Annotated in this window: 8 protein-coding genes; 3 read left to right on the top strand and 5 right to left on the bottom strand. The window is 62.2% G+C overall.

From position 1 onward, the window contains the following. The coding region (locus AC1P6P_RS07555) for an adenosylhomocysteinase (RefSeq protein WP_481401822.1) at positions 1–739 on the bottom strand (739 nt) is incomplete at its 3' end. A 427-nt stretch (positions 740–1166) separates the two neighbouring features. Here AC1P6P_RS07555 and AC1P6P_RS07550 point away from each other — a divergent pair. The 3 genes from AC1P6P_RS07550 (at position 1167) to pflA (ending at position 5393) form a co-directional block, all read left to right on the top strand. After that, entirely contained in the window at positions 1167–1823 is a 657-nt protein-coding gene (locus tag AC1P6P_RS07550; RefSeq protein WP_481401821.1) for a class I SAM-dependent methyltransferase, read from the top strand. Positions 1824–2391: 568 nt separating this feature from the next. Further along, positions 2392–4632, top strand: a complete 2241-nt coding sequence (gene pflB / locus AC1P6P_RS07545) for a formate C-acetyltransferase (RefSeq protein ID WP_481401823.1) — start codon at positions 2392–2394, stop codon at positions 4630–4632. A gap of 17 nt (positions 4633–4649) precedes the next feature. Then, positions 4650–5393 (top strand): pyruvate formate-lyase-activating protein, encoded by a 744-nt coding sequence (gene pflA, locus AC1P6P_RS07540; RefSeq protein ID WP_481401820.1) that lies wholly within the window; start codon positions 4650–4652, stop codon positions 5391–5393. A 121-nt stretch (positions 5394–5514) separates the two neighbouring features. Here pflA and AC1P6P_RS07535 read toward each other — a convergent pair whose 3' ends face one another. The 4 genes from AC1P6P_RS07535 to AC1P6P_RS07520 form a co-directional block, all read right to left on the bottom strand. Continuing rightward, entirely contained in the window at positions 5515–5946 is a 432-nt protein-coding gene (locus tag AC1P6P_RS07535) for a hypothetical protein (protein WP_481401819.1), read from the bottom strand. A 75-nt stretch (positions 5947–6021) separates the two neighbouring features. Beyond that, positions 6022–6282, bottom strand: coding sequence for a hypothetical protein (locus AC1P6P_RS07530; protein ID WP_481401818.1), 261 nt, complete (start codon positions 6280–6282; stop codon positions 6022–6024). Between the two features lie 34 nt (positions 6283–6316). Then, positions 6317–6688 (bottom strand): hypothetical protein, encoded by a 372-nt coding sequence (locus AC1P6P_RS07525; RefSeq protein WP_481401817.1) that lies wholly within the window; start codon positions 6686–6688, stop codon positions 6317–6319. 9 nt (positions 6689–6697) lie between these two features. After that, on the bottom strand, positions 6698–7736 hold a 1039-nt coding region (locus tag AC1P6P_RS07520; RefSeq protein ID WP_481401816.1), incomplete at its 5' end, for a LacI family DNA-binding transcriptional regulator.

Here is a 7736-nt window from a genome sequence, read left to right as displayed (position 1 = left end):
TCATGACGTCGGTGGCGCGGCGGATGCCGTCGACCAGCGATTCACGGCAGCCGTAGAGGTTGTCGAACTTCGACTTGGTGACGCTGTCGTTGACGTTGATCGCCGGGAACAGCAGCTTGCCGTCCTTTTCCATCTGATAAAGGCGATGGACGCCGGTGGTGGTCTCTTCGGTGACGCCTTTGATGTTCTTGGCGATCGCCGTGTAGAACCCCGGCTTGGTCTTGAGCCGCGTCTTGATCGCGGCGAACAGTACTTCCTCTTCTTCGCAGGTCGGCTTGTCGAGGAACGCCGTGTCGCCGGCTTCGGCGCGGACGCCGAGGTGGACGAGCAGGGTGGCGTCGCCGCCGTCGTCGAGGATCATGTTCGGCGTGCCGCCGTCGGCCCACTCGAAGATCTTGTGGGTGTATTCCCAATAGTCGACCAGGCTCTCGCCTTTGATCGCGAACACCGGGATGCCGGCGGCGGCGATGGCGGCGGCGGCGTGGTCCTGGGTCGAATAGATGTTGCACGAGGCCCAGCGGATGTCGGCGCCGAGCACCTTCAGGGTCTCGATCAGGGCCGCCGTCTGGATCGTCATGTGCAGCGAGCCGGCGATGCGGGCGCCCTTCAAGGGCTGCTTGGAACCGTATTCGGCGCGCGTCGCCATCAGGCCGGGCATTTCGGTCTCGGCGATGTTGAGCTCTTTGCGGCCCCAATCGGCGAGGGCGATGTCTTTGACGATGTAATCAGTGGCGGCCATGGCGGGGTCCCTTCGGAAGATAAATCTGGCCGCCGTCTTTACCAGCGCCCCGCCACACCGGCAAGGAGCATATAAAGAAATCTGCATATGCTTATGTCAGTCTTCCTCTCCCCTTGTGGGAGAGGAAGAAAAATCACGGGGTTAGGGACGCGCCTCCGAGGTGTTCCAACATCCAAATTGGCGCGGTCCTAACTCCGATGATTTTTCAGGCGAGGGGGGAGTGCACAGACCCCCTCGCCAGCAAAATCTAGCGCTTAGCGGCGGAGTGTAAGGCACGACCGGCCATGCCCGCCGCTAAGTGCAAGATTTTGCGTCCTGCCACGGCGGGGAGAGGGAATTCGTTTTCCCAGCGGCAACCTTTGCGCGTGTACAACTCAGTCGCAATCGCATAGTGAGGAGGGATGCGAATTCTTCCTCCGAGCGGCCGATGAGCCTTGCGCCTGCGACCCTTGCCGGGATCAAGTCGGTGTCCACCTCGCTGCACCGCGCCGGCGGGACCTCGCCGCGGGTGCTCGATGCGATCCTCAAGCACACCGAGGGGATGGCGATCGGCCGCTCGATGGAGACGGGATGCGGGGCGACCACGCTGCTGCTCTCCCATCTCAGCCGGGCCCACACCGTGTTCGCCATGGACGACGGCAACGGCAGCATCGGCAATACCCGGACGAACCCGAATTTCCGTGCCGAGGTGGTGTCGTTCGTGCTCGGCCCGACCCAGCGCACCCTGCCGGGTCATTTCTTCGAGACGCCGTTGGACTTCGCTTTGCTGGACGGCCCGCACGGCTACCCGTTTCCCGACCTTGAGTATTATTATGTCTATCCGCACCTGAGGCCGGGCGCGCTGCTGGTCATCGACGACGTGCAAATTCGCTCTATCCACAACCTGTACGCGTTTCTGTGCCGGGACCGGATGTTTGACCGGGTAGGGGTGACGCTCACCACCGCCTTCTTCCGCCGCACCGACGCGCCCGCGTTCGACCCCTTCGGCGATGGCTGGTGGGAGCAGGACTACAACCGCCGGACCCTCCGCCGCTACCTGCCGGGCCGGGTGCTGGCCAAATTGGCGACGATCTTGGGGCGCTGATGGCGGTCAATCCCGAATCAATTCCGGCCGTTATGTGACCGGTAACGGTAACCGGTAGCAATGACTGGGACTGCGGTCCCAAAAATCGTGCAACTGCGACATTGGGGCAGCTTGTCCGGGGTGGGAAAGAGGGCGCAGTTAAAAGCGGTACGCGCTGTACAACATTCAGCGACGCGGGAGGCAAGGCAGCTCACACGCCTTGTTCGAATCTTTGGCGACGAACTTCCCCAGCGTAATTCTCGACCGATCTGCATCCGCGTTGTGCACGATGCCTAGACCGAATGCGGGTTTTTACGCACTCGCCGTCGCAAAAAATTCTCCCATCATCCTTCGTGCAATCGCGCGTGAAATGCGCGCGAAAGCGATTGTGCGTGAATGGGACAAAAATGTGTCGGCCGCGCATCAATATGACGCTGTAAAAAGGCTTCCCCTCGGCATGTATTTGCCACACGAGGGGAACAGATAGGTCGAGTGAAAACGGACGTATCTCACGCCGTGGTTTTGAGTGATGACGCACGGCGCGTTTGAACAAGGAGAAGAAAAAGTGGATCGCGTTGCAGCTCAAGGTTTGGACAACGGTGTAACGGTTGCCGGGCCGGCGTTTGCGGGAACTTCGTGGAAGCACGAAATCAACGTCCGGGACTTCATCCAGTTGAATGTCCGTCCCTACACCGGCGATGAGGCCTTCCTGGCGCCGCCGACCGAGCGCACGCTCGCGTTGTGGAAAAAAGTCCTTGTACTGATGGATGCGGAGCGCGCCAAGAAGGGCACGCTCGACATGGATACCGAGATCGTCTCGACCATCGTCAGCCATGAGCCGGGCTACATCGATGAGGACAGCGAAACCATCGTCGGCCTGCAGACCGACAAACCCTTGAAGCGCGCGCTGATGCCGTTCGGCGGCATCAAGGTTGCCGAGAAGGCCGCCGCCGCCTACGGCTATAAGGTGTCGAAGAACGTCCACGACATCTTCACCCATTACCGCAAGACCCATAACGACGGCGTCTTCGACGGCTACACCGAGAACGTGCGCAAGGCGCGTTCGGCCCACATTTTGACCGGTTTGCCCGACGGCTACGGCCGCGGCCGCATCATCGGCGACTATCGCCGCGTCGCGCTTTACGGCGTCGATCGGCTGATCGACGAACGCAAGCAGCAGTCGCTGGCGCTCGACCACAACATCACCGAAGAAACCATCCGCCTGCGCGAAGAGCTCGCCGAACAGATCCGTGCGCTGCACGAACTGAAGCAGATGGCCGCGTCCTACGGCTTCGACATTTCCAAGCCGGCCGCCAATGCCCGCGAAGCGGTGCAGTGGACCTATTTCGGTTATCTCGCCTCGGTGAAGGAGCAGAACGGCGCCGCCATGTCGCTCGGTCGCGTTTCCAGCTTCCTCGACATCTACCTCGAGCGCGATCTCAAGGCCGGCATCATCACCGAATCCGAAGCGCAGGAATACGTCGACCACCTGATCATGAAGCTCCGGATGATCCGCTTCGCGCGCACCCCGGAATACAACGATCTGTTTTCGGGCGACCCAGTGTGGGTGACGGAATCGATCGGCGGCATGAGCCTCGACGGCCGCACGCTGGTGACCAAGACGAGCTTCCGCTTCCTGCATACGCTGACCAACCTCGGCCCGGCGCCGGAGCCGAACCTGACGGTGCTGTGGTCGGTCAACCTGCCGGAGGCGTTCAAGAAGTATTGCGCCAAGATGTCGATCGAGACCAGTGCCATCCAGTACGAGAACGACGACCTGATGCGTCCCTATTGGGGCGACGACTACGGCATTGCCTGCTGCGTGTCGGCCATGCGCATCGGCAAGCAGATGCAGTTCTTCGGCGCCCGCGCCAATCTTGCCAAGACGCTGCTCTACGCGATCAACGGCGGTCGCGACGAGATCACCGGCAAGCAGGTCGGCCCGGCGCTGCAGCCGGTCACCGGCGACGTGCTGAAGTACGAAGAGGTGATGCCGCGCCTCGATGCGATGATGGATTATCTCGCCTCCACCTACATGGATGCGCTGAACATCATCCACTACATGCACGACAAGTATTGCTACGAGCGCGTCGAGATGGCGTTGCACGATCGCGATATCCTGCGCACGATGGCCTGCGGCATCGCCGGCCTGTCGATCGCGGCGGATTCGCTGTCGGCAATCAAATACGCCACCGTCAAGGTGAAGCGCGACGCGCGCGGCCTCGCGGTCGATTTCGAGACCGAAGGCGAATATCCCTGCTACGGCAATAACGACGACCGCGTCGACTCGATCGCCACCGATCTGGTCGAGCGCTTCATGAAGAAGCTGAAGAACCTCAAGACCTATCGCAACGCGATGCCGACGCAGTCGATCCTGACGATCACGTCGAACGTCGTTTACGGCAAGAACACCGGCACGACCCCGGACGGCCGCAAGGCCGGTGAGCCGTTCGCGCCGGGCGCCAACCCGATGCACGGCCGCGACAAGAAGGGCGCGCTCGCCTCGCTGTCGTCGGTGGCCAAGCTGCCGTACCAGCATTCGCAGGACGGCATTTCCAATACCTTCTCGATCGTCCCCGGCGCGCTCGGCAAAACCAACCACGGCCGCAAGGACAATCTCGTCGGCCTGCTGGACGGCTACTTCATGAGCGGCGGCCATCATCTCAACGTCAACGTTTTCGACCGCGAGATGCTGGAAGATGCGATGGAGCATCCGGAACAGTATCCGCAGCTCACCATCCGCGTGTCGGGCTACGCCGTGAACTTCATCAAGCTGACGCGGGAACAGCAACTGGATGTCATCCGTCGCACGTTCCATGAGTGCGTCTGATCTGAAGGCGGTTTGAAGTGCACAGCACGAGTGTCAATGTGGAAGGGTATGTCCACTCCGTCGAAACCGGCGGCGCGGTGGACGGTCCGGGCCTGAGGTTCGTGGTGTTCCTGTCGGGATGCCACCTCAGGTGCCTGTACTGCCACAACCCCGACACCTGGCACATGAAGGATGCCAAGAAGACGGGCGTGGCGCATCTCCTCAACGAGGTCATGCTCTACGCCCACTATCTGAAGCGCACCGGTGGCGGCGTGACGTGCACCGGCGGTGAGCCGCTCGCCCAGCCGGACTTCGTCACCGCCTTCTTCCAGGGCTGCAAGGCCATGGGTCTGCACACTGCGCTCGACACCAACGGCTTTCTTGGCGATCACGCCACGCCGGCGCTGCTGGAAGCGACCGATCTGGTGCTGCTCGACATCAAGTCGTGGGACCCGGGCATCTACAAAAGCCTGACCGGCGCCGAACTGGCTCCGACGCTGCGCTTCGCCGAGCGGCTGTCCGAAATGGGCAAGCCGACATGGCTGCGCTACGTGCTGGTGCCGGGTTGGACCGACAATCTCGAACACGTCACGGAACTGGCGGCCTACGCGGCCAAGCTCAAGATGGAAAAGGTGGAAGTGCTGCCGTTCCACAAGATGGGCGAGCCCAAGTGGGAAGCGATGAAGCTGCCGTATCAGCTCAAGGACACCCAGCCGCCGACGCCGGAACTGATCGCCCATGTGAAGGAGATATTCGTCTCCCACGGGCTGAAAACAGTGTGAATTTCGCATTGGTAGTGGCAAAGCGGCCGGGAGCAATCCCGGCCGTTTTGTTTTGCGCCACTTTTCCGGCCTTGCGCTTCATGTGCCGTCGTCGAAGTTGCCTCGCGCCTGGGGCAGAAGACTATGCCTTCGCCGGGCCGCGAAAACTGTAGCAATACGAAAACAGGAACAGCGCCGTCAGTCCGACGGGCAGGGCCAGCGAGGCTGGCGTGAACGGCACTGGGAGTTTGCCGGCGGCCGTCAGCACCAGGCGCGACAGCGTCAGGCCGACGATCACGGGACAGACGGTCAGTACCAGCACGAACCGGCGCTCGATGGGCTTGCGATCGGCCCAGAGGAGCAGCCCTGTCCAGCCCAGCATCAGCGCCGCGCCATAGGCCATGGCAAAGCGATAAGGCGTACTGGCCAGCGAGGCCGCATCGGCGTGCGGATCGAGGTCGGGAATGATCATGTATAGCGCGGCGCGGGCGTCGAGAATGATCCCGACCCAATAGGCGACGTGCAGCCAGAGCTGACGTGTATCGACACGAAGGCGCATGGCGGTTCCTTTCATCAGTGATGCTCCCCCGGCGCGCAGCTATCGGCGCGCGGGGGGCACGGTCACGTTGTCCGGATTTTGGTTGGGAAGCTATTCCCGTTCGATCAGCTTGTGGCTGTCGGCGGCGGTGAGGTCGAGGCCGTAGACCTCTTTCAGCTTGGCGATCTGGTCGATCAGGGCCGGGCTGAAGGGGGCTTTGCCTTCGAAGGTGTGCAGGACGATGCCTTCCAGAAGGTCGCCCAGGGAAATGTCGAGATACTCGGCCAATCCCTTAAGGACCTTCAGAAGGCGCTTTTCGATGCGGATGCCAGTCTGCACGCGCTCGACGACGTTGGTTTTGGTGTCTGTCATGGTGATGCATATGTACCATGGTACATTGGTACCGTCAAGTCACCGGCCGCGTCACCCGGACGCCGGTGAACAGAACGACGTGCAGCAGTCCGACCAAGGCGCAGAGCAGGGCGATTTTCACGTTTCCGGCCAGCCAGATGAACTCTTCGACCGCGCGCGTCAGATAAATCAGGGCGCCGAGCGCCAGCGTCGCCGCGCCGAGCCACGTCCCCAGCACTTCCTTGCCGCGGAACAACAGGGCGAAGGAGAGGAAGGTCAGGATCAGCGCGCCGGCGATGTTGAATCCCTGCAGCAGGCCGACAACGTGGCCAGGGAAGGGCCAATGCGCGATCTGCATGCCAAGGAAGACATGGAACGCGACGAAGGCCGCATTCAACAGGCCGGTAATGATCAAAAGCAGGCGCATGCCTTCTCCTTAAATCTTCTGCAGGTCACGCGGCGGTGCGGCGGATTCGCGTTCCACCAGCACATGCGGCATCACGATGTTCTGGAATTCGGGATCGCGGCCGGCGCGCAGCTCGCTGAGAGTCTGGGTGAGGATGTCCATCGCCGATGAGGCGATGTCGAAAATCGGTTGGCGGACGGTGGTCAGGGCCGGCCACAGCGAACTCGCCGAGGTGTCGTCGATGCCGACCACCGACAGGTCTTTCGGCACGTCGAAGCCCTTGCGGTGGGCGACGCTCATCGCGCCCGAGGCCATGTCGTCGTTGGAGGCGAAGATCGCGGTCGGCGGCGTCTTGCCGGTGAGCAGTTCGTCGGCCGCCATCATGCCGGAGCGATAGCTGTAAAAGCCTTGTGCCACCGACGGCGGCTCGACCTTGGCGCCGGCATCGCGGATCGCCGCTTCGAAGCCGGCGAACCTGAGGCGGCTCGAGGAATGCGAGGGATGGCCCTTGATGAAGCCGATGCGGGCATGGCCTTGGCCGATCAGGTACTTCGTCATGTCATAGCCGGCGCGGAAGTCGTCGATGCCGACGCAGGTGACCTCGCCGGTGAACGATCCGGTGGCGATGCCGACGACCGCAATGCCAAGGCTCTTCAATTCGGCGATCAGGTCGACGGATTCGCTCAGGGGCGCGGTAAGGATCATGGCGTTGACACCGCCCTTCAAGAGCGTCCGCACGGCCGCGGTACCGGCGGCCGGATCGCCGATCTTGGACTTGTCGACCACGATCTGGGCACCATTGCGGCCGGCGCCTTCCAACGCGCCCATCAGGAATTCGGTGAAATAGGCGACCGACGGGTTGTTATAGAGCAGACCGATGCGGATCTCGCTGGCGCCGGCCAGACTGCGGGCCGCCTTGTTGGGGCGGAACTGCAGTTCGCGCATCGCCTTTTGCACGGCCGCCCGCGTGGCTTCGCGGACGTTGGCTTCGCCGTTCACCACACGCGACACCGTCATCGGTGACACGCCAACCCGCTTCGCCACGTCGTAGATCGTCGCGGCGCTGGTT

It is taken from the genome of Rhizomicrobium sp. (genome assembly GCF_056722145.1).
Note: the sequence above shows the minus strand (reverse complement) of the source record. Positions and strands in the feature narration are given on the sequence as shown.

What these genes read in the sequence shown, in the direction of transcription:
- AC1P6P_RS07550 (WP_481401821.1), top strand. Translation starts at nt 1,167, where the DNA reads ATGAGCCTTGCGCCTGCGACCCTTGCCGGGATCAAGTCGGTGTCCACC.
- AC1P6P_RS07535 (WP_481401819.1), bottom strand. Translation starts at nt 5,946, where the DNA reads ATGAAAGGAACCGCCATGCGCCTTCGTGTCGATACACGTCAGCTCTGG.
- AC1P6P_RS07530 (WP_481401818.1), bottom strand. Translation starts at nt 6,282, where the DNA reads ATGACAGACACCAAAACCAACGTCGTCGAGCGCGTGCAGACTGGCATC.
- AC1P6P_RS07525 (WP_481401817.1), bottom strand. Translation starts at nt 6,688, where the DNA reads ATGCGCCTGCTTTTGATCATTACCGGCCTGTTGAATGCGGCCTTCGTC.